Genomic DNA, 25,374 nt, shown 5'->3' on the forward strand with positions numbered 1-25,374 from the left:
AATTAAAAATAACTAGCTTGGTTCGATTAAACCAAGCTGTAATTAACAGCTGATTTTGAATCACCAGGCAAACTGAACATTTGCAGCAGTGCTTAAAAATAGGTGTTAATTACCTATTTTATGGTAAATTCCCAATACTGTTAAATTGTACAGTGCTAGAAAAGCAAAGAGAGTATTGCAAAAAGGCAAAGGGGAAAGAGAGTTAGGGAATAGTTGTTTGGATATAAATACCGAATACCCTATTTAACATAATATACATAATGCGTACTCGGGTGTACTTTTTTAACATGGTTTGGGTCAGCCCGGAAACCTTCCGCCTTTACCTGTAAAAAGTCTCTGGAAACAGTTAGTTATCTTCAAACGTTGGTGTTTTTAAACCGCGCGCCACGCGTTAGTTTTTGTCATTGATGAAAAGCTTGTTCAACGCCGCTGTGACTTAGTTGCCGCAATTGATTGCTATCGCCAATCAGCAAGCCCTTCATTAATCGGAATAAACTTTTGTTGGCTAGGATTTTTGCGAGGTACTTCATGCTCCACGAATCGTTTGTAAAACTGTTTTGGCAGAACTTCACGTCCATTCCCGAAGCTGCGGCGTGGTTTCATGTCCAGCCCGTCACCGTCAAGCGCTGGCTGTCCGGCTGGATGGACGTCAACCCGATGGCCGAGAAACTGTTGGTGATCCGCGCCCGCGGCTATCTGCCGGATGATACCCGCTGGACCGGGTTCCGTATCGACGAGCAATATTGTGTGATTGTCACCCCGGACGGCCGTCGGTTCAGCCCGCGCGAGCTGATGTCTTGGGCACTGCGTTTCGACGAATACCACACGCTGAAACGGATGTACGAGCTGGACTACATCCCGCGGCGCTCCCATGTGGTAACCCCGTTGCCGTTCCGCGGTGGCCGACGAATTAAAGAGCCGAGACGTGACACTGTGACAAAGGAAAAGAAAAAGGCCTACCGCAAGGCACAGGCCAAAGCGGCAGCCAAGAAAGCACAACGACTTCCCTAGCCTCCGGGCATGAAAAAGCCGCCTGAGTCAGGCGGCTTTGGCGTTTATCTGTTTCCAGACTGTCTCCAGTATCGTCAGGCGTTTGTCCATCCGGTACAGAAACAGCAGCATGACCACGCTATCGGGCGATATTCCCATGCTTGCCAGCTCTTTCAGTAGTTCTGCCATTGTCAGCCGCTCCCGAACCGTTGCTCAATCCAGCGCTCGACCGCCACGCGCACCATGCGCCGGAAGCCGAATGTGTCGATATAGACCATGCCCAAGCCGTACCAGTAATACTCCGGGATGGTATTGAGCGCCTCAAACCCGAGCGCCACATATTGCGCATAGTCCGGCACAAAGGACAACACCAGCGGCACGGTGGTAATGACCAGCAGATATTCGTCCTTCCAACCACGCTGGGCAATACTCAGCTCGTCGAGCTTGGCGGCATTGGTATCACCTTGCTCAATACGCCGGATGGTCGAGGTGGTCTTGGCCTCGCTGATACGGTCTTGCCGTTCCTGCTCCTTGGCCCGCCTATCCTGCCGCTGCCGGAAAAGCCCGATGCCGCCGGAAACCAATGTGGTGATCAGCCCAATCATAGCCACCCCACAGAACGCAGTCCCTTGATGGCATACGCGCCGATAACCATCCCGGCGACGCTGACGGCAATCTTGGTTGCAATCACTTTGGTTGTAGGACTCATGCCAGCGCGACTCCTTCCATGACTTCACCCATGGTATAGCGGCGGCCGACTTCCATCCGCGCCATGGCCTGAATCAGTACCGCGGCGGTGTTGTCGTTGCGCACGTCGAGCAAGTCATGCTTGCCGTAGCCCGTCCAGCTAGAAACCAAATCGGCATAACGGTTGCTGTCGTTCTCGTGGCTCGGGGCAAAGGTATGTACGATGCTCTCGATGGTGTTGATGCCGCGCTTCTGGTAGCTGCGCAGTACACGGGTCGCAGCCCGGAAGCCCCATTTATCATCTTCGAAGATGCAGAAACGGCCGTCGCTGCCGACCTGCCCGCGCCAGTTATTGCGCTTGCTGTATTCGATATTGAGCGGGTTGTTGTTGCGAATCCCGCGGTTTTGTCCTGATGCCATAGTGTCAGTCATCCCTGTGAGGTGTTGCCATGAAAGGCCACCCGGACGGGCGGCCTGATTGCGGCTGTTGAGCCAAAGTAATACGAGGGCCAACGCCAAGAGCCATTTCATCGGTAAAATCCGAGTCCGACGGGCATCGAGCTGTATTGCAGCCAGAAGTTATACCCGAAGTCGTTCATCCCGTTCAGCTTGGCGTAGTCCGCCTGGCTAAACTCGATGGTGAACGAATCCGGCTTGATGTCCGTCACCTTGGCGCTCTTGTAGTCCCGGCAGTTGATAATCAGATGCTGCCTCGGGTCGTACATGTACGGAAAATGGCGCTTGAAGCTGTACTTGACGGTATTAGGTGCCACCGTTTCAAACTTGGCAGCGCCGGATAAGGGGGCGCTGTCAATGAAATGGCCGTAACTGTCAGGCTGACGGCGATTGATAAACCGGGCCGGACTGTCGCCATGCACCCCGCTATGCCAGAGCGCCGCGTCATAGATATACGCGCTGCCGCCGTTCTCTACCTTGAGGAACAGCGCAAACATGCCGGGGCCGGAGCGGGCATACTGGTATAAATCGACGCTTTTGGTCTCTACAGTAATCGGCTCATCGATATGATGGTCTTTGTCCATGACGTAGGTGTTTTCGCCATATCGCCAGCTCAAGTCCATGCTGTTGCTGTAGGGACTCAGCTTGGCAATCCCCACGGTGACCGTCGAACCTTTCACCCCGGTCAGGGTGAAGCGCCCTTTCAGTGCTGTATGGTCCATGCCGTTCATCGGCACCGTGACCACCTGATACAGGGTAAAGTCGCGGCACAGTACTTGTAACGCGCCGCTTTCTCGGTCGACGGTCTGTTTCCAGCTCATCGGGCGGCCGTTGGCAACCAGTGCCGGATAGCTCTGGGTTTTGTCAAAAGGCACTTCCATGGCCCAGCCATTGGTAACCAGCATCGAGCCGCGGCCGTTGCCCACGGTCATGGACAAATCCGGCTTCACGCCTGCGGTCATGTGCATGCTGCGGACCATGTGCGCCAAGGCACCGGACTGCGACGTCCAGCCCTCATTGAACTTTGGATTGACCAGCAGGTTTTCGGCCCCGCCCAGCCCGGCGATTTTCTCGTACAGCTCGGCAACGGTCATTTCCATTAGCTCGGCCAGAAACTCAATCTTGTTGCGTGCGCTGCCCGCGGGCAGCTGGTCTTTTAGTGTGCTCATCGGCTCACCTCGATAATTTGAATGGTATCGCCGTCCGTCCCGGCAAAGGCCAGCTCGGCGGTAGTTTCCAGTTTCAGTGGCTCGCCCGGTGTCAGCTCCCAGTCACTGCCGAGGGTCACGGCGTGGCTGTTGGTGGTCGGCACTTTGACCAAAACGTGACAGCGTGACGTATTTTTTGCCAGTACCGCGGTCCCGGCAGCCAGCGTCAGCACTTGGCTGGCAACGCTATCGCCGCCGACAGGCTTGGTCAGTAGCGGCGTGGTAGCGTAGACGCGGACCGCCTGCCCGGTTTCCAGTTTGACCTTGGGCAGCTCGGTAACCCCGACCTGCTGGCCCGCAGCCAGTGCAACATCCGGCAAGTGCGTCACCGCCAGTTGTTGATTGGCAGCTAGCTGGATAGCCGGAAGTTGTGACACGGTCACCTGTTGGCCATCGGCAAGCTGGATTTTCGGCAGCTGTGAGATAGCAATCACCTGCCCGTCTGCCAGCATCACGGGGCTGGCAATATCGACCTGCTGCCCCGGCGCGAACACCACCGCAGGCATCTGGGTAACATCGACTTTCTGCCCGTCCGTCGGCGGGATATAGCGGCCGAAACCGCAGATAATCGACACGGCCCCGGCCTCGCCCAAGTTCTCGACCGTAATCCGCCCGGTTAACTGGCTGTCGATGATTTGAGCGCCCGGCTTGAGGCGGTACTCGCCGCGCTCGGTGCGGATGAGCACGGTATCGGGACAGCTCTCGATATAGAGGAACTCCCCGATTGCCTGAAACTGCTCCTGCTGGCGCGGTTGCATTACACGATTAAATGTCATTTCTTACCCCCGAAAATCGCCATCATGGCCAAGAAGAAGAAAATCAGCCCGACCGTCATGGTCATCTGCTTGGAGGTGGCAACTTGTCCGCCGTCGGCCTTCATCGCCGCAAGGTCTTTAATCGCGGCCAGATTCTCGGCATTCTGCGCGGCTTGGTTGCCCGCCAGTCCGGCAACCATTTGCAGGTTGTGGCCGTGAGCGTCGGTGACGTGTTTCATTGCCTTGCTCGATACATCGGCGTTGGCCTTGAGGGCATCCCGACCGAAATCAAACGACTTGCCGAGTGCCGCCTCATTCGAGGCCAGTGCATCGCGGCCGAAACTCATGGCCGAATCGACGGTTTCCTTGCCCATTTTCAAGGCCGCTTTGGATACATCGGCATTGCTGTCGAGCGCCGCTTTAGTCACCTGGGTGTTGCTGGTCAATGCCAGCTCGCCCAACTCGGAGGCCCGTGCCATGGCTCCGTGGTCCGTCATATTGACGTTGATGTTAGAGCCGTTGACACCGGAAATCGCCACGCCGAGGTTATCACCGTCAATAGCGTTCTGGCCGCTGGTATTGGTTGTGGTCGTGGTGTTCTTGCTTGAGCTTTTGCCGCCGCCTCCCATCAGTCGCCCTCCAACAGTAAGGACAACACGGTGTCATGGGCCGTCTTGTCAGTGATTGAAAACCCGAATCGCGTGAGGATACGAGTCATCCCCCGGCGCACGGTGTGATATTTGATTTGGCGGTAGCCCTGCGATTTCACCGCCTCAATAATTGTCGGGGCGGCCGCAACCAGCCCGCGCCCGGTCATCGCCAGAATCAGGTAACTATTGTCATCCGTGACCATACCCACGAAGCGGACCGAGACGCCTTTGCCCTTGAGGTGGTACAGGCTGGCCTGTTTGCGCTTTACTGCATCACAGCAAAAATCAAACTCCGCCTTGGCCTGATTCACCCCGTTGAACGCCGGACGCAACAAAGCAAACTGGGCATTGATGTCGGCACGGTTGGGCCGTATCAGTTGAAAACGCATCAGCCCCCCTTGCCCATCAGAAACCACATCCCCACAAGGACAACAACCAGCAGCAACAGGTTCGAGCTGCCGCCGCCCATGTTGATATCACCGACACGAAAGCCGGACTCGTTATTGGCTTTAACACCAGATGGTCCGGCAGCCCCGCCGCCCGCGTTAATCGGCATCGAGCCGGAATTGGTAATGCCCGGAATTCCCATCATTACCGCTTCCCCCACACGATGTTGTAGAGCCAGAGGCCCATCACAACGGCAACCAGAATTTTGAGGGTGCGGCTGAACGCCTCACCCGTGAACAACCCGCCGACAAAGCCCACGGTGCCAGCGAGCAACGGCCAGAATAGTAATGGCATCATTTCCCCCTTAGCATCAGGAACATGAACAGCATCAACAGCGCAAAGCCACCAAACATCAGGTTGGTTGGCATGGCGTTCACCGGGTAGATTGGCTGCCCGGTCGGTTGCTGTGCTGGCTCCTCGTGGGTGGTGGTACGGTTTTCTTCCGGTGCGGCCGACGCGACCTTGTCGGCCTCGTTGTCAAACCAAGAGTCGATAAGTTTTTCACCACCGCCGAGAATCGAATCGGTCAGGCCGCCCAAGCTTTCACCTAAGCTGTCAAGCATATCTCCCGCCCCTTATGCCGCTTGCGGCAACGCGTTCACCTGCTCCACGGCCTCGACAATCACCGGCACACTGCCCACGGCATTTTTGTCCAGCTCGAAGGCCAGCTGTTTGCGGGCCGCCGTGTTGAGCATGCCATCGGCACCGAAGCCATAACGGATAAAGTCGAGGCTGAACCAGCCCGCACACTGCTCTTTTTTCGACTGGGCCAAATCAAACGCGTTATCTTCCTTGATAACGTTCAACTCTTCGTAGTCGTCACGCAGGACGCGGACACGCTCGATAGAGTTATCCTTGAAATGGATGCGCTTGAGGTTCAGGGCCGGACTGCGCTCGGAGAAATCAAACGGGGTGCGGCCAGTGGCGGCAGCATGCCAAGTGATTTCATACAGGCGCGGCATGTAATAACGCACGCTCTGTGCAGGCAGCACGTGGGCACGGGCACGGATAGACGGCGGCAGAATTTGCTTGCCGTTTCCGTCTACAGCAGGTTTGCTTTTCAATGTGATATACACAAACCAGATTTCACCGCCCAAGGTGACAAGGTCGGTCTGGCGGACGCCGATTTTGGTGCGCAGCGTCGGGTCACCGAATGACAGGATATAGCGTCCCGGCTGGGCGTAGTTCTTGCGGTGGGCCTGCAATTCGACCAGCGTTTCGCCGCTGACGCTGTACTTGGGCGAACCGTTAAGCGTTACCTCGACGCGCTCGATATCTTTGGGGTCGAGAATATCGGTCACCAGCTCGATACTGTGGTACGTCGGGCCAGCAACCAGACGCAATGACGCACGGTTGCCCCAGCCAACACCCTCGACCGGGTCAAGCTCTTTGGGGCGCGGTGCGAAAGGAGTATTCAGTAATTCCATGACTTACTCCCTTAACCGATTACTTCATCGACAGCGTCAACGTTGTTGGATGCCCAGACAACGCCCCCGGCGACTACCAACGCAATCACAGCCGTAATCACATAGCCTTTCGTTTTTGCACTCATGTTATTTGCTCTCTGTTTGGTAATAACTCGAATTAAGTCCGGTTAGAAAAGCAGGCGGTTCGGCTTTAAGGCAAACGAAAAAAAGCCCGTAAACCTATAGGCTTGCGGGGTGTTTGATTTGTGATTAATTTCTAAAAAAAACATTACTTTACGGTGGTGGTGATGTATTGTTTCACCCTGATTTATGAAAGGTATTACGATATGGATGGAATGGCAGTAACTATAGGCTCTGGAGTTTTATCAGAAGCTTTTAAAGTGTTAACAGAAAGAATGTTAAACTCAGCTTGGCCTGGAGAACTAAAGTCAGGTAAAGAGATTGTAGAGCAGTTAAACCTTACACATATTCGTACTGAGTACCTTTCAAAGTGCGCCTATAAAAATCTAAAAATGAGAACGCTGCACAGCCCTGATGCTGATGTCTTCCTTGATGAGGTTTACTTTCCATTAACAATCTCAAGTGTTAACAGTAGGAATAAAAAGTCTACTGATTTTATTGTTAGTGACGGCTTTACATTGCCACATAGTGGTATTATTAACTTAGTTGGTATAGCGGGCCAAGGTAAAAGTACAATTCTACGAAAGCTATTCTTGGAAGAAATAAAAGCCCAAAAAAGAATTCCCATATTTGTTGAGCTAAGAAGAATTACCGATGGTGATATATTTGCCTATATTAGGCAGCAACTAGTAGACTTTGGCGTTAACTGTAGTTCTGAGCAACTAATTTATTTACTGAAAACACGTAAGGTAGTTGTGATGGCCGACGGGTTTGATGAAGTTTCACCACAATTACGTGAAGAGGTTTTAGATAACCTTAAAATAATAAACAACAGATATCGTTGCCCAATCATCTCTACTTCAAGGCCTGACACTGAAATATGTAGAGAAATTGGAATAGTGAACATGCAAGTAAAGAGCTTAAGCAAGGCTGATATATTAAGCATTTTAAATAGACTTAGTGATAATGAAGAATATCAGGAGCTTAAAAAGTTAATTGAAAGTAATACAGCTCTTGCTGAAACATTACAAACCCCAATATTAGTTAACTTGTTGTTTGTTTGCTACCCCTACTGGGATTCAATACCAGAAACCATGGTGGATTTTTATAGACAGCTTTTTAGCACTCTTTATCATAAGCACGATAAATTAAAAAATTTTTCGAGGCCGAGAAAGTCAAAAGTTTCATCGATTGAAGCCCTGAATTTGTTTTCCTCGATTTGTTTTCAAGGTATTCATAAAAGTGAATTTGACTTCACCGAAACGAGACTTTTAGAGTTAACGGGAAACGCATTTAAGATTGCAAATTTAAGTTTGAATGATAGCTGTAACTTTATAGATGATATAAGCAACATAACCTGCCTAATAAAAAATGATGGCTATGACCGATATGTTTTTCTTCATAAATCAATTCAAGAGTTCCACTCAGCGCTGTTTATCAGTACGCTACCATCAGACAAAAAAGAGAAGTTTTACAATCATTTAATTAGCTCGATAGACGCTGACACATTTGATAATGTCATTCTTTTTTTGAAAGATATAGATGCTTTAGATTACACAAGAATGTTTGTTCTTGAAGTTTTTAAACATATCGGCATTGATAGTTATTTAAAAGATCCAGATGCTTATATTGAAAGCACGTTAATGGATGCGATGTCTGATTCAAGTGCTTATTACAAAAAAATGCCAGATGGTGGAGTTCTTTTCCTTGAAATGGAATGGATGGATTATTCTCTGCCAGTTAGGAAGCTTGATAAATTGGTAGGTAAAGAGCTTAATGCGTATGTAAAAACAAATAACAGACTATTTTACCACATTGAACGGCTGGGTTCCTTAAAGGGGTTGAATCTTGATAAAATAAGACATGCTACAGTTGTGGATTACGTATTTGTAGATGATGAAGGATATGATGACTCAACTGTTTCCTTTCTTAATATATATGATTTAGCTAAAGAGGCTGGGTTCTACGATGATGTAAAGGAAGTTTATAGAGTGTGTTTGGAATGCTTTTATGAATCCTTATACACTCCGGCAATTAAATCTGTTGAGGGTCAAAATAACGCTTTAACTGATGTGTTTTCCTTCTTATAATTACACCGCCCTTTTGGGGCGGTGTTTTACCACTTTATTATACCTTTCTTCCACAACTTTCCATTCTGCAAAATATATTCAAGTTTTTGCAGCGGTATTATCTCTACTGCTGGAATCCCCGTTTTTCGCTGTAAGTAATGGGCGCTGTCATCGGCTTTTTGCATCATAACGCAAGCATATTGGCAGTTATCAATGATGGTTTTTGATACCTCCTGCCCGCGCTGGAACATGTTGATGGAATGCAGGCCGAACTTGCGCCCTAGCCTCAGAATCTTGCCGTGGTACCCGGTTGCCTTTCCTGCTGTACTGGTATGCTCGGCCACTTCTTCGCAAATCACCTTAAGCGGTTTTTTATGCTTGCCATTCCCCACGCCCCAGACCACCGAGCAGAACTTGTCAAAGTCGGCCTCGGTGGTTTCGTACTTGGGTGCATAGGCAATCTTAAAGCCCCGGTTGGTCTTACGTCCGGCAATCAGCGCTGCGGCAAAGTCCTTGAGCTTGTCATAGCTACGGACGACTCGCCCGGCAAGCTTGCCCTCGTAGTCATTGAGCGGGTCGAATATTGCGACTTGGTCGGTTGACTTGATAAACAGCTTTTTGGCTGCGGAAGTCTTCCCGCAGCCTGACATACCAACCGCATACGCATGGTGATTATCTAGCGCATTGTTCTGGTTGATAGGTTGGAGTTTCAAGCGGCCTCCTGTTGCTGATCATCGTTGGCGGCCTGCTTGGCCCTCTCCTTGGCGGCGGCAATATCGGCAGCCTTGAGCTGCTTGACCTGCATCCAGCTGGAGAAGCCGAGCATACCAATGGCGGCAACGGCCATGATTTCGTCCATGTAGGCCGCCAGCCATGGCGGCGGGTTGCCACCGTATTTCACGATGAGCGGCGCGACCTTATAGGCCACACTTTCGGCCTGCTCCGGGTCAAAGGCAAAGTCCGGGTGTACCATGGCTTTCATGGTCTGCTCGACGGTCATCAGGCCGATGAACACCATTCCGGCGGCCGCTTCGGTTTCGACCTTCTGGTTGTCTTCCTTGGCCTGAATGGATGCCGGGTCAAAGTCCTGAGCATCATCATCCAGTGACGACAAAAACGCCTTTTCGTCTTGCTCCGAATGCGTCTCGATAACCGTGCTGTCGCCCAGTTCGGCGTCATTGACGGCTTGGTTTTCAGTTTCCATACCTATTTCCTTTGGTTTAGTTACGATAAGCGGGTAATTGCGCCGCCCGTCAGGCCGCCGAGAATGATCCCGGTGAGTATCACGCGCCATGCGCTCGGCTTTTTGTCCGGTTCCGGTTCGGCTGGTACTTCGGTTTGCTCCGGCTCAGCTATCGGTTTGCTGTCAGCGGGTGTTGTCTTCGGTTCGGCTGCCTTCGGTTTACCCTCGGCTTTGTCTGCCTCTTCACTGGCCGTTAGCTCGGCCATGGTGGCGAAATATTGCGAGAAACGAGCCTGAATACGCTTCCCGGTGCGCTGGTCGGTGCCGCAGTTATCACACATCGAGTACAGGAAGTTTTTGCGCTTGGTGAAGCGTCATCACCTCACCGCAAGCACAGCGCATACCGCCAATTTTTGAATGAAAAATCATAGTGTTGGGGTTGAAATTGAGATCCCGGTAAGCCGGTTTCAACGCGAGTTAAACAAAGTGATTCGTAACTTCAAGAATCGCTGTTGGCGAAAAGTTGTTGTTACAAGGAACGGAAAGCCTTGTATCATTGCTATCCCCCATAGCGATGACTCTCAATGACAGCCGTACAATCCTAATAAACAGTGTGACTTTACGGCTTTTGGTTGATCTCGGGTAAAAGACATGTGTCATGAGTCAGATCTTCAAGGGCAACATTCAAACCATACATTGATCTTTGAGCCCTATGTTTCAGGCTAACAGTAGCACTTACTTTCCGACTCCGAGCGAAACTAACATTTAGTTAGATTGCAAAAAAGAACAAATCATCGGCATTTTAAAGGAAGCTGAAGTAGGACTGTCGGCAAAGGAAGTATGTTGTAAGCACGAAATTTCAGGTGCTACTTTTTTATACCTGGCTATTTTTCATACAGCGGATTAATTTTCACTGCAACATATCTGCCAACTTAATAAATTCATGCTCTAGACGATTGTTGCTATCAGTGCCTTGTATCTCGCTTAGATAATCAAACAATTTACGCTCGCTATCTGTCAGACCGTCTAATGACTCATTTGTATATTTAGGTGTGTAGTTAACGGCTGACGCGTCGTACTCAATGAGGGTTTGTTTATCCATGTAGCGAGATTTTACTTGGGGGATGCGTTTGCGCAGTCGATTCAGTATATACAAGCCCTCAATGTCTAAATCGCCGATATATAAGATGTTGGGACATCGCCTAATGAAGTCGACGTGTTCAAGCATGGTTACGGCATTACCTAAGCCAAAGATACACATTCCCTGTTTTATGTTATCGAAGTACAAACCTGGCTTTTCATTCTCAAGAATTACAATGGTAGAACAGAGTGGACCAAGCTTGCTACCAATGATGTTTAAGTCCTTAACAGGCATCATGATATCGGTTGCGCCATGAAAGAAATCATCGAGTTCACTGCCTATTAGCCTAAAGCGCACAGTTGCCGGTGGCGTGACTAACCCAGTATAGGCTTCAAAGCTCAATTCTGTATCGTCATGGTTAATTAGTTTTAAAGCGGTGAATAATGGCGTAATGTTCTGCTCTATCCATTTTGTGTGCACGCCTTCAACATCTACTTGTCGCATATACAAACCACTATTGGGATTATCAAGAAACCATATAACAGTGTTTGTCAGGTGGTTAATATCATTCATCGAAGCTTTAACAAACCATTGTCCACATTTTTTAGGAAGTAGTGATAAGCGCTCATTCAACAATATAAGTGCTTTGTACTTATCCAATACTTGAGCAACAGCAGGAAGTAAACCGGTTAGTTGAAATAGTGTTTCGAAATTTTCAAAACTTAGCTCTTTTGGATAGCGTTGATTACCCCACTTCTGAAAGCACCTATATTGCCATTGCGCATACTCATTAAGGGAATGCTCTTTCCACGCAGTGTAAAACTCTGTTAACCGATTGATGTTCGCCTCAAAGACTTGTGTAGTCATTGACATGATGGGGAACTTTGGTAGCTCCCGCTCATTTATGTATAGCTCTATTAGCATGTAGGGTTTATTGGTTAATAAGTCCGTGCAATAAGCTTTCAAAAGATCGAGATATACATCAGGTAACCAGTGCAGAGGATCGTCCTGTGTGCGTATTTTTTTTGTCAGTGAAAAGCTAGTCATCAGTTAATAATTCACCTTGCTTCATGTAAAAGCGCTCTTCCTCGTCATAACCGATTTCCAAATCGCGCATGTATGAGTGTTTCTCTTGCTCAATGCCGATGCTAATCGCGTTATCAACAAATGGTTCGATAACCGTTAGAGATTTATTTGGCGTTCCAATGATTAATTGAAAGCCCATTTTCTTGTAGACATTCAAAACTGTATTCGTGAAATTAGCATCCGTTCTGATAAAGGCTTCATCCAGAACAATTGGTGCAAACGTAGGAATATTTCGATTGTCTCCTGTTAAGTGAAAACGAAGCGCTGCTGCCATGACCGTTGCGGTAAGCTTTTCTTTTTGGCCGCCCGATAGCTCACCGTCTGTACCGTGTATGGGGCCATTGACTTCAGGGTTCTCTGGGTCGATCTCTTTGGCATAAAAGCTAATTTGTTTTCGAATATCGAGTGCATTCTGGATAAAGGTTTTGTCAGCAGGTTCACTCGAATTGAAGCGATCAATAAACGCTTTGATTTCGTTAAATCGACGAGTTTTACCTGCATCGCTTATATCAGCTAAGTCTTCTGTGACACGTTTTAGCATTGACTTACATTGCGCGGCATCTTGATTCGCTATCGTATTGAAGTCGATTTTTAAGTAGCGCCCGTTATTGTAGTCAACAGTACTTAATGCTTCATTAGTTTCCTCTAGTCGATCCTCTATCGTCTGACGCGCCCACGCCAGTTTATTACGAAGTCCTGTAACATGGTTAACTAAGGTATCATTCAATAAATGTTCAAATTTCTTTTTGAAACGCACAATATCTTCATTGGTGATGCGTTCGTAGTAATTGAGGAAGTGGATCAACTCATCAAGGTCTGATTTCAGTCCTTGTTCAGCTTCCACCTCTGGAAATCGATTTACAAAGCGCTCTAAGCGCTGTCGAATTGAGGCCTCTACTTTGCCAATACTGGTACTGATGGTTTTAAGCGAACCAAGAATACTATCTTTAACCGCTTCATCCTTTTGCAAGACTACGCTCAGTGTCGCTGTATCTGTATTCACACTGTACAACTCAGAAAGTGCTGATTGAACTTCGTTAGGTATAACAACGATCGCTTTATTGTCGATTTCCGTTATAAGGTTTTCCGCGTTCTTCTTCTCAGTTTCTCGCTTATCTCGCTTAATAGCTAAATCAACTATCACTTGATCAATCGACTTCTTCTCCTTAGTTGTCTGTTCTATAGAATCACTAAGAGATTTGAGTTTATCGTTACCATTTTCGAGATTGTAGATCTGCTTTGTTAAGTCATCAGCACGTTTACAGGCACCGAGTAAGTCAATATCGCTGAACTTAACCTTCGCAAGTCCTTGCATAAGAACCATCGATTGGTTGTTCAAAGTATTACTATTGATGGCCTGCTCTTTCTTCTGTCGTGCATCTTCAATTTTTGTTTCAAGGTCATGTAATCGGGATTGCAAAGAGGCAATCTTTTCTTCGTTAGTCCAACCAAGGACCCAGCGCCCCCTGTCATTGATGTTAAAACGGTCATCTTTTCTGTAGCGACGAGCACCTTGGCGAATAAGTCCTTCCTTGGTCAGTCCCTTGACTGCCTCGTTTTTAAAACTACTGATATCATTAAAGCAGCGATAATCACCGAATAACTCACTAATTTTTGCAGTGACATAACCGGATAAATTACCTGACTTACATTCGAGCTTGTTCACTACAGAATCAGCATGTAGATTACTAGCGTGTTGGTAGTTGAGTGATTCAACATGATTGTATTGCAAGACGCCTTTTAAGTGATGAGAGTTAACAAACTCAGTGACCTCATTAAAGTGCTCATCGGTTACTAGTAAGGTCAAGCCAAAGCTGTGCAGCAAACGTTCTATCGAGCCTGTCCATTGCGTCTCACTTTTAACGCGCAGATACTCCGCAGCATACGGTAAGTCATCAATACTCAAGCCAAGGTGCTCGCAGATTTCGTTACGAATACGTGCTGCATGCCCATCAATCATGGAGTTTGAATCTTTCATGAGTGCGAGGTCAGTTTCTACCTTTTCCTTTTGCTCCTTAAGATCCTTCAACTCTACCGAAGCGTCGCCAGCGTCGGTAAACAATGACTTTGAAACGCCCTCTAGTTCTCGTTCCTTTTTCTTACAGCTTGCTAAAGCTTCAGCGAAAGATTGCTCATCAGTGATATCAGACGGTATGTCACATTTCTTCAAAGCACCTTTAAATTGTTCAAGTGTAGTTTTAATACCTTGCTGAGAATCGATAATATCTTGTCGTGTGTTTTTTAGTTTAGCGATAGCGTCTCCGCCTGCAGACTGATATTCAACGTTTAGATCGATTAGTGTTTGATTGTGCTTAGCTGATGTTTCATCCTTAGATTCTATTTCAGCGTTAAGGCGCATTATGTCAGTTTCAAGCTGAATGGAAACACGTTTTGATATATCTCGTTTGAGCAGATCAGAGTAATCTTGTCGATAGTCGCGATTTAAAGTTTCTTTTGTCTCATCAAGCTTCAAGTTAACCAATTCTTTCTCAAAACCATCAACCTCTTTCAGTATCTCTATTTGGCGTTCCAGTGATCGAATGTGCTCATAGGTTTGATTAATGTTGATGAACTGTGTGGACATTTGCCTTACGACATCGTAAGTCTCGGGTTCATCAATCATGAAATCTTTCAAAAATGCATCGATGTTACCTAGGTTTTTCGCCGATTGCGCTTTATGCAGCAGTGATAATGCCTTTTCGGAATCAATACCTAATTCTTCGCGCAGCAGATTGAAGTACTCTGTCGGCGTATCGCAGTAACGAAAATCATTGGCTGGTGGCAATAGTGCTTTTAGCTGTTTTAAGCTCTCAAAACGTTTGATTTCTTTGATGCTGAAATCCCGATTGATGATCAAATAAATGCGTTTGATATCATCCTGAGACGTCGATTTTTTATTGAGGTAGATGAGTTGACATATCGTCACCGTGCGACCATCACCGCTTTTATAGGTCTGAGCTAGAACCGAATAATTTGGTGCAGTACGCAGAAACTGTGTTTTCTCTTGATTGTTGTTATCGCCTTTTTTACTCCATGCACCCAACATATAGGTCACATCGTTACGATCGGAGCGCTTCTTTCCATCATTAGTTGACGCTAGGTTGTAACGACGCTTACCCGATGGCACTAGTAATGCCGAATTTGCATCAAGAATAGTCGACTTTCCTGCACCCGATTGACCAGTAATGACAGTGCCAAGCTTTGAGATATTGAAGCTGTGATATCCACTGAAGGTGCCCCAGTTGTAGATTTGAAACTTATCTAGATGAAACTTTTCATCTTCGTACATTTGGAATAAATCAGCCATTGATCTCATCCTCCACTGCACCAGCCTGTTTGTTGGAAAATTGGGCTAGGAATGTATCCACTTGTTCGGCACCAATTGCGACCGAAATTAAAGGGCGAATAAGGTAGCGCTGCTCGTCATTTTTCATGAGTTTAAGCTTTTTTAGGACACTGTTTTCGAGTGACTTGGTAATCGCACTGCTCATCGCTCTGTCATGTTTTCGTTTATCCTGTACGGAGCTAGGCTCAATTTGCTCTAACTGAGCAATGATTTCACTTTCCTGAATGATGGCCTCACCACTCATTCGCATTGCCTTATCAAATTCGCTACGCAGGAAAATCCACAAGTACGAGTCGTATTTATTGAGTCTTAAAGTGCGTAGTAGGTTGGGGAGTGACTCGCCAGCCTCATTCTTAAGCGTTGTGAGATAAGCAAAATTAAACGTTGTGTTGATAAGTAGGCGGGCACCATCAAATTCAAATCGCTCATTCAGCAGCTTCTCATTGTTCGAAATAATGGTGTACAACGCTTGTTGTGTATCGGCGTAGATAATTCCGCGTGACAATGCTTGGTATGCAGCTCTCAGATCTTCATTGGTTGTTAACTCATGCTCGACTTCTTCTGTTTCGATTGCCTCAGGTACTGAAACAAGTGTTTGTGATTCAGAAGCATCCATATCTATTGTGTTATCCATATCAGTACACCTCATCAACTTGCCTAGTAATAGTGCTGGTAAAGTAAATCAGTGGTATTAGCGCGTACTTCCTAATTGGTGTATCACTATCAATTGCGATGAACTCATATGGAATGCGTTCAAATTGTGAGGTATCGATGATTCCGTATTTATCACCAATAACCAGATAGCCTATGAAGCTAGCAAGGCCAAACTCAATGGGGTATTTCTCTGTTATATCAGAGAGTTTGATACCAATCTTTTTATCGGAGGCGTTCGCTAAACTAGTGTTAATTGTGAAGATTAGCCTGCGCCAGTTGATATCTGTTTCCGGAACAAGGTTTTTAGCTTCCTTTAAGGTCATCGCAGGATTGGAGTAATCCGGTTCTGGAAAGCCACCAATATCCATGTAAAGTTCAACAGCACTTATCTGGTGTTTGTCTAATTTTGGTAGTGTGATTTCTAAGAGTTCATCTTTAATTGAGAAGCTATCTTTTACATTTATGAAAGTGCTCATCGCATCTTTGATTTTCTGGTTCAGCGCAAACACCGTAGTGTCTTGGTGGTATCTAACAAAAGAGCTTAAGGTTTTGGATACCACGCCAGTTTCATCAGATACTGACAAACATTTTGTCATGAGACGGCGACTTAAGTTTTGTAGGACTTTACGCTCTTCTGCTGAAACTTCCGTGATAAACGGTCTCGAAAGTAATGATTCAATATCGTTTTCAAACTGTGACTGCAAGCGCGAGTTTTTCATCATTTCCCAAAAACTTACAAAAGATCGGCCACTGGGCTTGGAGTAAAGCTCATCGAGCGAGTCAAAGGTAAAATCAAGAATAGCACCTTTGTTTTGATCTTCCGCCATATTGATGACTTTGTTTATTATTTCAGAGTTCACATCCCGTACATCATTACTGACCTGAATAAAGTCACTGTCTAAACTGCTAAGCAAGAGGATAATTGTCTTGAAATCTCGCACCGCTTTTTCATTGTCAACAATCTCAATATCACCTGATTCTATGGCTTCTATCTGACGCTTTATCTGGCGTTGCTGGTTTTCTAAGTCTCTTAAACGCTCTTTATTATCCTCTGATGTGCTTATATTGAGCTTATGTACCTGCGACATTAACATCTGCATGTAACTTTCATTAAGCATGATATCTTTATTGTTCAGTGATTGAACAAAATCCACTGCAAGCTGCGCTTCGCGGGTAAAGCCGATTTCATATTCACCATCTCCTAAACCTTGCTTGTATTGGTAGGTTGCGAGGTAACCATGATTTAACCAATCATTGATGTAATGGGCGTGATCCGCCTGGATATTTTCATATACCTTAGCCATCTTATTGAGGTGTTTTTTCACCTCAGCATAAAACTCTTCTCGCTGGATGCGGGGTTTCTTTTCAAACAAAAACGATAATAGCGCTAACACCCATGTAGAATTAGATCGGGTTAAAATATCCCACGACACGTTGCTTTTTAGTTGGGCAAAGGTGTCGAGCTTGAGTTTCAGTTCGGTATGCATATGCGTTTCACTCTCCACTAACTCAGCACATCACAGTATCTGATGAGTAATATCAACGCATTGGTCCATCAACTCAATACTGTGATTTTGTCTATGTAAAACTTTTAAACAGTTAACTTTTAAAACGGTAAGGTTCTAATGCCGCCCAACAATGTGGCTCAACAATGATCTGCTGCCCTTCTGGGTTCTGATTGTATGCATCCAAACGTAGGTTCTGAATGAGGTATTTAATCAATGCAGCACGACACGGAATCACCAATTGGCCATTGGTCATACGGTAATCCAACTCAATGCTATGGCGCTTTGCATTAGATAAACGAGGATCTGGCTGAAGTTTGAGTTCAACGTGTGTATTCCACTCTTTATCATCAGCTTTGAAATGTGTTGCCGAATCTTCAAAGACTGGTACATCGTTGAACCGCGACAGCACAAAATCTTTAAACGATTGAGATCTTTCACACCAGGCTCTGGTATGCCAACGAATCCCATCGAATACGATCGAGTGCGGACTAATAATACGACATTCATTCACGCCACTTGTGACTGAGAAATAGCCGATATCTAAGCGTAATTGCTCTCTACATGCTTTTATCACACAACGAATGAGTCTTGGGTCGATATTTCGAGTAGGTGTCGGCAATAGTTCGATGCTCAGTGGATTATCGATTTTAGTCTCAAAGAACTCATCATGACCTGTACCAAAAAACGACAGATACTCCTTTAAGTCGCCACGCGTGACCTGAGGTGTAAATGCGTCGCTGACAAGATGGAGCTTCAAATGACCATTGTATCCTACAACATTCTGTGGGTATTGTGACTTATAATCATCAATGTGGCGCTGTGCTGTCGTGCGGGAGATACTGAAGTAGTCCTGTAGGATTCTCGCGTTCACACCACCTTCCCATAACAAGCAAGCTTCAATTAATTGTAATCGTTTTATACCTTCCATGTTCTAAACTCTCATTATTACTTGAGCCCCAGTGAACAGCTTATAACTATCTGATGAGCTCGAAGCTTTTTATAAATCCACAATCATTGGGTTTATCAAATGTGATGAACCATCAACATAATCCAGCAGTACCTTTCCAAGTTTCGGCTGAATACCATCAATGAGTCTTACCTAGTTTTTCCACCAAGAACACGATGGAGCAATGCTATTGAGCAGCTTTCAAACCAATCCTTAGTGTGAAAAGTCAGGAGGTGTACATGCTTGTGTCTATATAAACACACTATCTTCCACTAATTCGTGTTTGAAATCATAAAGATAAAAATTACGCTTGCGTACAACAAGCGCCTCGGTGCGGTACTGAAATTTGCCCAGGCCAAGCAGGAAGAGTTCGAGCAGCAACAAAAACGCGGGCGCAGCAAGAAAGCGCCGAAACGGACCGCCCAGCAGCGGGCAATCCGGCAACTTGAACAGCTAAACCCGGTATTGATTCATCCCGAACAATTTAAAGCCGGCAGCCGGAAGAAATCCTGACTTCCCTGCTCTGCCGCCTCTCACTGAGCAGGCTGAACGACCTTGAAGAGAGACATTGTAATCTGGGGAAGCATGCAGACATTTTAAAACGGGATAAACCGCACAGTAATAACAAAGGGCTCATTGAGCCCCCTTATTCCAGCTGATTAGCTTTTAACTGCATTACCCCAGAGTAACGCGGTGTCATTGCCAAGAATGCCTGCAACGTACTGTGCGCCATTGCGGCTAACTGTCATCAATACACCATGATAGTCACCATTAAAGGATGCATCGCTACAGCTAACGGCGGTGGCCTTATCAATATTGAACAGATCACCGTTACGCTTTAGGTTGCCTGAAATGGTACATATACCATTTACTGAAAATGAGCCATCAGCGTTGATTGTCCACGTACTTCCGTCTGAAGGATTGGTGTGCGTACCGACAATTTGGTCCAGGGGTAATGATGCGCTGGTTTTATCCATTGAATACACGATGTTAGTGTTGTCAATAACAGCAGTCAGTGTCCCCACGCTTCCAACAAAACTGGCTGTCATTGTTTGTTCCGGGTCATAATCAAAGCTATTACTGTCGGCAAGTGTCATGCCCTTTGTATTCATCTGATTTTTGCTTGTTGTTGCACTGTCAACAACAAGCACTAAACCGTAATTGAAATTACCGACGATAAGATTATTTTTGGAGCGCTTTGAATCTACCGCCATAACCATAAAGTCATTGCTATTGATATAAATTCCATTACCAGAAAATGATTGTGCTGTCGTTGGCGTTGGTGTGGTGTCAGAGCCACCTCCTCTGCAGCCTAGCAATCCAATGGTCGTTAAAAAAACCAAGCCAATCATTAATTTAGTATTACTCATTGTTATATTATCCATGCTGATACGAGCCGAAAAACATATCAAGCAAGTGCATCTAAACACATGAGAACCATCAGGTTTTTAGGGTTTTTACTCGATAAATCGTTTGTGCTTACGGTAGGTCGACATTTTCTTTTTGAGTAGCTCCCATCATTACTTGTTTGAAGGCAGTCAGTTCCAACCGTACGCTCACTAATACGAACAGAATAAAGCCCTCGGTTGATACTCAGTGAACCAAGATATGAATCTCACCTGAAATACTTAGAGGACAATTGACTTCAATATAGAGACGCTTCCCTTCTTACTTGTTAAATAATTAGATATCTAACATTTCAATCTAACAAAACAATCAGTCAAATGCATAAATACGCGTTTTTATTAGACAATTTCAGAGTAAATTTGGTTTTTCTCGTCATTCTTGTTACTATCTTTCAAAATTTCATTAAGTACTCTAAATAATTCACCGTTGAACCATTGAAAAAAAACGGCTCAAAGCCATTGGGAATGCTTAGTGTGCTAATCGAATAAGGATCAAAATGTCACAAATTAGGGACAAATACAGTATCGACAATACTGACTATACCGTCGGTCAGGACAACATCCAGAAATGGGGATTTGATGTTCACAATCCAGTTTTTGGTATCAGTGCAGGACTGATCATTTTCTTTATCGTTGCGCTTCTTGCAACAGAGCCTTCAACAGCCAAAGCAGCATTAGACGGCATTAAATGGCAAATCATCAATAACTTTGATGGTCTGATCATGTGGTCTGGTAATATCTTTTTGATTTTCAGTTTAGCTTTGGTTGCCTCTCCTTTTGGTAAGATCCGCATCGGCGGAAGAGACGCTAAACCTGAGCACTCTAATAGTTCATGGTTTGCGATGTTATTTGCTGCAGGTATGGGCATCGGCCTTATGTTCTGGGGCGTCGCAGAGCCAGTGGCTTACTATACGGGTTGGTACGAAACCCCGCTGGGTGTAGAAGCTAATACACCAGAAGCGGCTAAAGTTGCTCTGGGCGCAACAATGTTCCACTGGGGACTTCACCCATGGGCAATGTACGCAATAGTCGCGCTTTCACTTGCTTTTTTTGCCTATAACAAAGGCCTGCCGCTTTCAATGCGCTCCATTTTCTACCCTATCCTTGGTGATCGTACCTGGGGTTGGTTTGGGCATATCATTGATATTTTGTCGGTTATCGCAACGCTGTTTGGCCTTGCGACATCGCTGGGCTTAGGTGCACAACAGGCAGCAAGCGGAATTAGTCACGTATTTGGTGTCGATGTGGGTATTGGCTTGCAAATTGGCGTGATTATCTTTGTTACCTGTCTGGCTGTAATTTCAGTTATTCGTGGTATCGATGGCGGTGTCAAAGTTCTCAGTAATGCAAACTTACTCATTGCATTCGCCCTGCTATTGTTTGTTGCTCTTGTTGGTTTTGCCATTACGCTGAATACACTACCAACAACTCTTATGGGCTACATTGAAAACATCGTTCCGCTCAGCAACCCGCATGGCCGTGAAGACGAAACCTGGATGCATGGCTGGACTGTATTCTACTGGGCTTGGTGGATCTCCTGGTCTCCATGTGTAGGTATGTTTATTGCGCGTGTATCAAAAGGTCGTACCATACGTGAATTTATCATCGCGGTGATCTTCATCCCTACTCTCATTACGCTAGTTTGGATGTCGGTATTTGGTGGTATTGCCATTGACCAGGTAGCTAATAAAGTGGGTGAACTCGGTGCAAACGGTTTAACAGACATCACTCTGTCTCTGTTCAATGTCTATGAGGCATTACCGTTAAGCACGATGCTTTCAGTGATCTCAATCGTTCTGATCATGGTGTTCTTTATTACCTCTTCAGACTCCGCTTCTCTGGTTATCGACAGCATTACAGCCGGCGGTAAAGTAGATGCGCCGGTTCCTCAGCGTATTTTCTGGGCAACTATTGAAGGTGCGATCGCGGCCGTTCTGCTCTGGGTCGGTGGCACAGAGGCCATCCAAGCACTACAAGCAGGAGCAATTTCTACAGCTCTGCCATTCACTATTATCTTATTGACAATGTGTGTGAGCTTACTGATGGGAATGCGAACTGAAATGGCTTACTACAAGGTAGCTTATAGCAAGTAGTAATCGCTGATAAGACTTAACAAAAACTCCACCATAGCGGTGGAGTTTTTGTATTAATCTCAGAGCAAACAATCTTTTAGTCAAAAGTTACACGGTAATGTGTCGCGGTATTGTGAGTCAATGTCGCCAAGTCTTTCGATGATTCTCAAGTCTGCTTAACCATTTAAGCCAGCGCTTCTTGTTGCGCTTCCTCTTGAGGTAAAGGCCCGGCATATAGACTTAATGCTTGCGATGGAAACTCACACTGCTCTGGGTTCGCGTTGTTTACAAACCATTTGCAACTTATTCGGCTGGAGCCAGATATGCCGACCACAGTCATTAAAGGGCTACCGCTTTTTAAGCGAACAACATCACCGATTTTAAAAGCCATAATCACCTCTCATTAAATTCCTGTTTTTATCATAACAGCTTCAATGTATTTCTAACCGATGGGTTCATCACAGAAAAACACTTTATATATCTGATATATAGCACAATGACTAGTCATGATATAAAGAAATTCCGGCATCACCTTTGGTGACAACGTCACCCATTTCAGTTCTAAATGGGTAATGCATACATTTTCCAAAGTGCAAAAATGAAATTCTAAGTAATGAGCGTTTTGTTACCTATGCATGAATCCTTAACGAAGAGGCTTGTTTCGTAACTGTGAGTGTTCTATCTTTATATGCATGTGAATCAATATGATGTGATCAGAGTTGGGTTCGGATGAATAGATTCTTAATTATTGAAGACAATAAATTAATGGCTGAGGTTTTATCTCAAATCATACGAAAATGCATCTCACCGAAAGAAATCATCAAGGTGAGCGACATTGCATCAGCGCAAAAACTAATTATCGATTCAAGCTATAAGTTCGATGCTATTTTCCTGGATTTGAATATCGAGAAACCACTCGATGGCTTAGACTTGCTGAGTTATATAAAGCGTACCTTGCCGAATATGCCCGTTTCGATCATCACATCAGAAAATGAGACCGAGGTTGTTAAGAAAGTCCTGTCCCATCAGCCCAATGATTACTTGATGAAACCACTATCTGTACAAAAGGTACAACGCAGTCTGGCAAAGTTTAAAGCAAACTCAGGAACGGTAGAAACTGGTTCATAAGCTTAGAGCGAATATTCTCTTTCTAAGCTTTCTCACCTACTGGCTATTTAATCAAGCCAGGCTCCCCTGTAAAAACACCGTAGGTAGCCACTTTCAATTACATCAAAAGCACTCTGTTACACGGTCACATCTTGTAAGACTATTAGGTATTTTTTAAGGTTGGTAAGTATTAGTGAGGATAGATAATTGATTTTTGATTCAAGAATAAAAGTTATAGTGCATTAGATTGTTAGCAGAAACAGTCCTTGTTACTTCATTTACTAATAATGTTTGAATGATAATTTTGAACCATCAAAAATCAGCTGAGCTAACAATGCTTTTGCTTGCTTCTGGCCATCAAGATCAAACATCATGCCGTAGTAATTCTGAGAGCCTGAACGATGCACGCTTTTTACCAGTCCGGTTAATGTGAACATTTTTCCGCTCGCCGGGTTCTGAATCATAACCACAATAGCCATGTCTTCACGAAGTTGAGGACCATTAATATCTTGATAGAAACAGCACCCGTTTTTCGATAAATCCTTAAAGTCCACCAGCAGTTCACGTTGCGCTAGTGCTATCTTCCCTTGCAGCTTAACGTCATAGCGAGGCTCGCTGCGTAATTGTAACAGCCCCATTGTTCGAGGAAGCTCTAAAACCAATAAACGTGTTGGTTTTAGTATTGTATACATGATTTGTGTTTTGAAATTGACGATCGCTCCCTCGCCTTTCTCAGATATAGCCTTAACGGTTAACCAGAAACCTTGATCAAAATACTCATCTATAACGGACTTGCTGACTTCTGGGAGCTCAAAGAAAATCTCATCACTACTGTTGCTGCCGATAAAAACCGTCTCAATTCGATATAGTCGCCCTAACGGGGTTTTTATACTGATGGTAACCTCGCTACCATGCCTCACCATAGCGATTCCCTGGTTGCCTGAAATGGTTTTTTCTCTGCTCTTGGTAGACAAAAGATGCTTGTTGAGCTGATTCAATTTCTATCCTGAAATGCTTTTATCACTGGTATCAATGAATTCTAATACCAATAGATAATATTACAAGCACCTCTGTTTTAAGCTTATTCTATATGTTGATTTATTAACCAACATAAGACTCTCTAATAATGTACTATTTATTTTTCATTCAAAAGTTATAGTGCATTAGTTTAATCGTATTGATAGCGCCAAAGCCCATATCGCTATCAAAATCGTGATGTGACTTTTATTATCTCCCGTAGAGATGCAATCAAATGGCTTGATGTAACTAACAAATCAATTAAAATGCCATCTAACTGATTTTCAACGAACAAACTCCAAATATGGCAATAACCATTCGAGATATCGACAAGCACTATTTCATGATTGAAGACTTGAAAGCGCTAACCAACAGTAACGTAACGACCAAAGCACTCATTAAAGGCGGCTATTTGGCCGTAGAGCTGGGCAAACAATACGAAGAAGAAAAAGAGCGCCGGTTAAAAGCAGAGGCTGAATTAGCAGCCCTAAGGGAAACCATTAATCAATATTTATCTAGCCAGCAAGCTTTGATCAGTGCAGTAAAATAACAGGTCAATAACAAGGTCTATTTTGACAGCGTTTGGGGTTGTTACTCTCAGCTAAAAGGAAAGTAACAACCTCGCTCGGTTTACCCAGACAGGATCATTTATTTTGCTTCATCCATTCCTCGCTGACCGCAATGGCTTCTACAGTCGCTTCGACACAAACCGTATCGTCAACCTTTAATAAACAGTCAACCTTAGCCTGTTTCTCCTTATAGTCCGAAACAGTCGCTTCCAAAAGTATCCGACTATTAATATTCACCGGACGTTTGTAACGAAGGGACAAGGCCCCTGTGGCATACCATAATGGGGTTCCCTTGCCTATTTCTCGCCCTTGTTGCCGATAAGCATAAGCTATTGCAGTACATATACAATGACAATCAATAATTGTCGCAATTACCCCACCATTGAGAAAATGCGTGGGAGCAGCCGTATGAAATGACTGAGGAACAAAATGGCACGCTGCCTTGTTCTCTGCCATCCAGTAGCTCTTGATATGTAGGCCATGGTCATTTTCAGTGCCACAACCAAAGCAATGGTTACCTGGTAGTTTGTCTTGGAAGTATTCTGGGGTTGAAGCCATCACGTTATCCCTATGACAGACCGATATCTTTC

At 45.5% G+C, this 25,374-nt stretch carries 29 protein-coding genes; 6 read left to right on the forward strand and 23 right to left on the reverse strand.

Going from position 1 to position 25,374, the window contains the following annotated elements:
- Nucleotides 1-528: 528 nt before the first annotated feature.
- Nucleotides 529-1,011 carry a phage protein gene (locus L4D19_RS22350; RefSeq protein WP_428454313.1) on the forward strand — a complete coding sequence of 161 codons (483 nt, stop codon included), beginning with the start codon at nucleotides 529-531 and terminating at the stop codon, nucleotides 1,009-1,011.
- Nucleotides 1,012-1,038: 27 nt separating this feature from the next.
- Here L4D19_RS22350 and L4D19_RS22355 read toward each other — a convergent pair whose 3' ends face one another.
- From L4D19_RS22355 to L4D19_RS22405, 11 genes are all read right to left on the reverse strand, one after another.
- Nucleotides 1,039-1,179: a hypothetical protein gene (locus tag L4D19_RS22355; RefSeq protein WP_192928708.1), complete on the reverse strand. Its 141-nt coding sequence runs from the start codon at nucleotides 1,177-1,179 to the stop codon at nucleotides 1,039-1,041.
- A 2-nt stretch (nucleotides 1,180-1,181) separates the two neighbouring features.
- Nucleotides 1,182-1,595 (reverse strand): hypothetical protein, encoded by a 414-nt coding sequence (locus tag L4D19_RS22360; RefSeq protein ID WP_428454314.1) that lies wholly within the window; start codon nucleotides 1,593-1,595, stop codon nucleotides 1,182-1,184.
- Nucleotides 1,596-1,695: 100 nt separating this feature from the next.
- Entirely contained in the window at nucleotides 1,696-2,097 is a 402-nt protein-coding gene (locus L4D19_RS22365) for a virion protein (RefSeq protein ID WP_428454315.1), read from the reverse strand.
- 107 nt (nucleotides 2,098-2,204) lie between these two features.
- Nucleotides 2,205-3,302 (reverse strand): hypothetical protein, encoded by a 1,098-nt coding sequence (locus tag L4D19_RS22370; RefSeq protein ID WP_428454316.1) that lies wholly within the window; start codon nucleotides 3,300-3,302, stop codon nucleotides 2,205-2,207.
- Nucleotides 3,299-3,916 (reverse strand): hypothetical protein, encoded by a 618-nt coding sequence (locus tag L4D19_RS22375; protein ID WP_428454317.1) that lies wholly within the window; start codon nucleotides 3,914-3,916, stop codon nucleotides 3,299-3,301. Before L4D19_RS22375 ends, L4D19_RS22370 begins: the two co-directional genes overlap by 4 nt.
- A 197-nt stretch (nucleotides 3,917-4,113) precedes the next feature.
- On the reverse strand, nucleotides 4,114-4,725 hold the full coding sequence (locus L4D19_RS22380) for a chemotaxis protein (RefSeq protein ID WP_428454318.1): 612 nt from the start codon (nucleotides 4,723-4,725) through the stop codon (nucleotides 4,114-4,116).
- The gene (locus L4D19_RS22385) at nucleotides 4,725-5,135 is read right to left on the reverse strand and encodes a hypothetical protein (RefSeq protein WP_428454319.1); all 411 of its coding nucleotides are present in this window, start codon (nucleotides 5,133-5,135) and stop codon (nucleotides 4,725-4,727) included. The genes L4D19_RS22380 and L4D19_RS22385 overlap by 1 nt, the downstream gene beginning before the upstream one ends.
- Complete coding sequence (locus tag L4D19_RS22390; RefSeq protein ID WP_428454320.1) at nucleotides 5,135-5,338, reverse strand: hypothetical protein; 204 nt, start codon at nucleotides 5,336-5,338, stop codon at nucleotides 5,135-5,137. Before L4D19_RS22390 ends, L4D19_RS22385 begins: the two co-directional genes overlap by 1 nt.
- Nucleotides 5,338-5,490 (reverse strand): hypothetical protein, encoded by a 153-nt coding sequence (locus L4D19_RS22395; RefSeq protein WP_160657061.1) that lies wholly within the window; start codon nucleotides 5,488-5,490, stop codon nucleotides 5,338-5,340. Before L4D19_RS22395 ends, L4D19_RS22390 begins: the two co-directional genes overlap by 1 nt.
- Nucleotides 5,487-5,756 (reverse strand): hypothetical protein, encoded by a 270-nt coding sequence (locus L4D19_RS22400; protein WP_428454321.1) that lies wholly within the window; start codon nucleotides 5,754-5,756, stop codon nucleotides 5,487-5,489. The genes L4D19_RS22395 and L4D19_RS22400 overlap by 4 nt, the downstream gene beginning before the upstream one ends.
- Before the next feature lie 12 nt (nucleotides 5,757-5,768).
- The gene (locus L4D19_RS22405; RefSeq protein ID WP_428454322.1) at nucleotides 5,769-6,620 is read right to left on the reverse strand and encodes a major capsid protein P2; all 852 of its coding nucleotides are present in this window, start codon (nucleotides 6,618-6,620) and stop codon (nucleotides 5,769-5,771) included.
- 326 nt (nucleotides 6,621-6,946) lie between these two features.
- On the opposite strand from L4D19_RS22405, the gene L4D19_RS22410 reads away from it, so the two are divergent.
- A complete protein-coding gene (locus L4D19_RS22410) occupies nucleotides 6,947-8,830 on the forward strand; it encodes an NACHT domain-containing protein (RefSeq protein ID WP_428454323.1) in 1,884 nt (627 codons plus the stop codon).
- A gap of 26 nt (nucleotides 8,831-8,856) precedes the next feature.
- Here L4D19_RS22410 and L4D19_RS22415 read toward each other — a convergent pair whose 3' ends face one another.
- The 8 genes from L4D19_RS22415 to L4D19_RS22450 form a co-directional block, all read right to left on the reverse strand.
- Nucleotides 8,857-9,459, reverse strand: a complete 603-nt coding sequence (locus L4D19_RS22415) for a P-loop NTPase family protein (RefSeq protein ID WP_428454390.1) — start codon at nucleotides 9,457-9,459, stop codon at nucleotides 8,857-8,859.
- Nucleotides 9,460-9,518: 59 nt separating this feature from the next.
- A complete protein-coding gene (locus L4D19_RS22420) occupies nucleotides 9,519-10,013 on the reverse strand; it encodes a hypothetical protein (protein WP_428454324.1) in 495 nt (164 codons plus the stop codon).
- Between the two features lie 20 nt (nucleotides 10,014-10,033).
- Complete coding sequence (locus L4D19_RS22425) at nucleotides 10,034-10,333, reverse strand: hypothetical protein (RefSeq protein WP_428454325.1); 300 nt, start codon at nucleotides 10,331-10,333, stop codon at nucleotides 10,034-10,036.
- A 569-nt stretch (nucleotides 10,334-10,902) separates the two neighbouring features.
- Entirely contained in the window at nucleotides 10,903-12,120 is a 1,218-nt protein-coding gene (locus L4D19_RS22430) for a Wadjet anti-phage system protein JetD domain-containing protein (RefSeq protein WP_428454326.1), read from the reverse strand.
- A complete protein-coding gene (locus L4D19_RS22435) occupies nucleotides 12,113-15,466 on the reverse strand; it encodes an ATP-binding protein (RefSeq protein ID WP_428454327.1) in 3,354 nt (1,117 codons plus the stop codon). Before L4D19_RS22435 ends, L4D19_RS22430 begins: the two co-directional genes overlap by 8 nt.
- The gene (locus tag L4D19_RS22440; protein WP_428454328.1) at nucleotides 15,459-16,139 is read right to left on the reverse strand and encodes a DUF4194 domain-containing protein; all 681 of its coding nucleotides are present in this window, start codon (nucleotides 16,137-16,139) and stop codon (nucleotides 15,459-15,461) included. Before L4D19_RS22440 ends, L4D19_RS22435 begins: the two co-directional genes overlap by 8 nt.
- A 1-nt stretch (nucleotide 16,140) precedes the next feature.
- On the reverse strand, nucleotides 16,141-17,646 hold the full coding sequence (locus L4D19_RS22445) for a DUF3375 family protein (RefSeq protein ID WP_428454329.1): 1,506 nt from the start codon (nucleotides 17,644-17,646) through the stop codon (nucleotides 16,141-16,143).
- 112 nt (nucleotides 17,647-17,758) lie between these two features.
- The gene (locus tag L4D19_RS22450; protein ID WP_428454330.1) at nucleotides 17,759-18,595 is read right to left on the reverse strand and encodes a BrxR family transcriptional regulator; all 837 of its coding nucleotides are present in this window, start codon (nucleotides 18,593-18,595) and stop codon (nucleotides 17,759-17,761) included.
- 297 nt (nucleotides 18,596-18,892) lie between these two features.
- Between L4D19_RS22450 and L4D19_RS22455 the strand changes: the two genes are divergently transcribed.
- The gene (locus L4D19_RS22455) at nucleotides 18,893-19,126 is read left to right on the forward strand and encodes a hypothetical protein (protein WP_428454331.1); all 234 of its coding nucleotides are present in this window, start codon (nucleotides 18,893-18,895) and stop codon (nucleotides 19,124-19,126) included.
- Between the two features lie 146 nt (nucleotides 19,127-19,272).
- On the opposite strand, the gene L4D19_RS22460 is transcribed toward L4D19_RS22455, so the two are convergent.
- Complete coding sequence (locus L4D19_RS22460) at nucleotides 19,273-19,983, reverse strand: hypothetical protein (RefSeq protein WP_428454332.1); 711 nt, start codon at nucleotides 19,981-19,983, stop codon at nucleotides 19,273-19,275.
- 533 nt (nucleotides 19,984-20,516) lie between these two features.
- On the opposite strand from L4D19_RS22460, the gene L4D19_RS22465 reads away from it, so the two are divergent.
- Entirely contained in the window at nucleotides 20,517-22,112 is a 1,596-nt protein-coding gene (locus L4D19_RS22465; RefSeq protein ID WP_428454333.1) for a BCCT family transporter, read from the forward strand.
- 163 nt (nucleotides 22,113-22,275) lie between these two features.
- Here L4D19_RS22465 and L4D19_RS22470 read toward each other — a convergent pair whose 3' ends face one another.
- Nucleotides 22,276-22,482: a YodC family protein gene (locus L4D19_RS22470; RefSeq protein ID WP_075768003.1), complete on the reverse strand. Its 207-nt coding sequence runs from the start codon at nucleotides 22,480-22,482 to the stop codon at nucleotides 22,276-22,278.
- Nucleotides 22,483-22,820: 338 nt separating this feature from the next.
- Between L4D19_RS22470 and L4D19_RS22475 the strand changes: the two genes are divergently transcribed.
- The gene (locus L4D19_RS22475; protein WP_428454334.1) at nucleotides 22,821-23,219 is read left to right on the forward strand and encodes a response regulator; all 399 of its coding nucleotides are present in this window, start codon (nucleotides 22,821-22,823) and stop codon (nucleotides 23,217-23,219) included.
- Nucleotides 23,220-23,479: 260 nt separating this feature from the next.
- Here L4D19_RS22475 and L4D19_RS22480 read toward each other — a convergent pair whose 3' ends face one another.
- Nucleotides 23,480-24,196: a PilZ domain-containing protein gene (locus L4D19_RS22480; RefSeq protein WP_428454335.1), complete on the reverse strand. Its 717-nt coding sequence runs from the start codon at nucleotides 24,194-24,196 to the stop codon at nucleotides 23,480-23,482.
- A gap of 323 nt (nucleotides 24,197-24,519) precedes the next feature.
- On the opposite strand from L4D19_RS22480, the gene L4D19_RS22485 reads away from it, so the two are divergent.
- Nucleotides 24,520-24,765, forward strand: coding sequence for a hypothetical protein (locus L4D19_RS22485; protein ID WP_428454336.1), 246 nt, complete (start codon nucleotides 24,520-24,522; stop codon nucleotides 24,763-24,765).
- 94 nt (nucleotides 24,766-24,859) lie between these two features.
- Here L4D19_RS22485 and L4D19_RS22490 read toward each other — a convergent pair whose 3' ends face one another.
- Nucleotides 24,860-25,342: a PaaI family thioesterase gene (locus L4D19_RS22490; RefSeq protein WP_428454337.1), complete on the reverse strand. Its 483-nt coding sequence runs from the start codon at nucleotides 25,340-25,342 to the stop codon at nucleotides 24,860-24,862.
- Between the last annotated feature and the right edge of the window lie 32 nt (nucleotides 25,343-25,374).

Origin of the sequence: Photobacterium kasasachensis (assembly GCF_050336885.1) — a bacterium.
In the GTDB taxonomy this organism is placed as follows: Bacteria; Pseudomonadota; Gammaproteobacteria; order Enterobacterales; family Vibrionaceae; genus Photobacterium; species Photobacterium kasasachensis.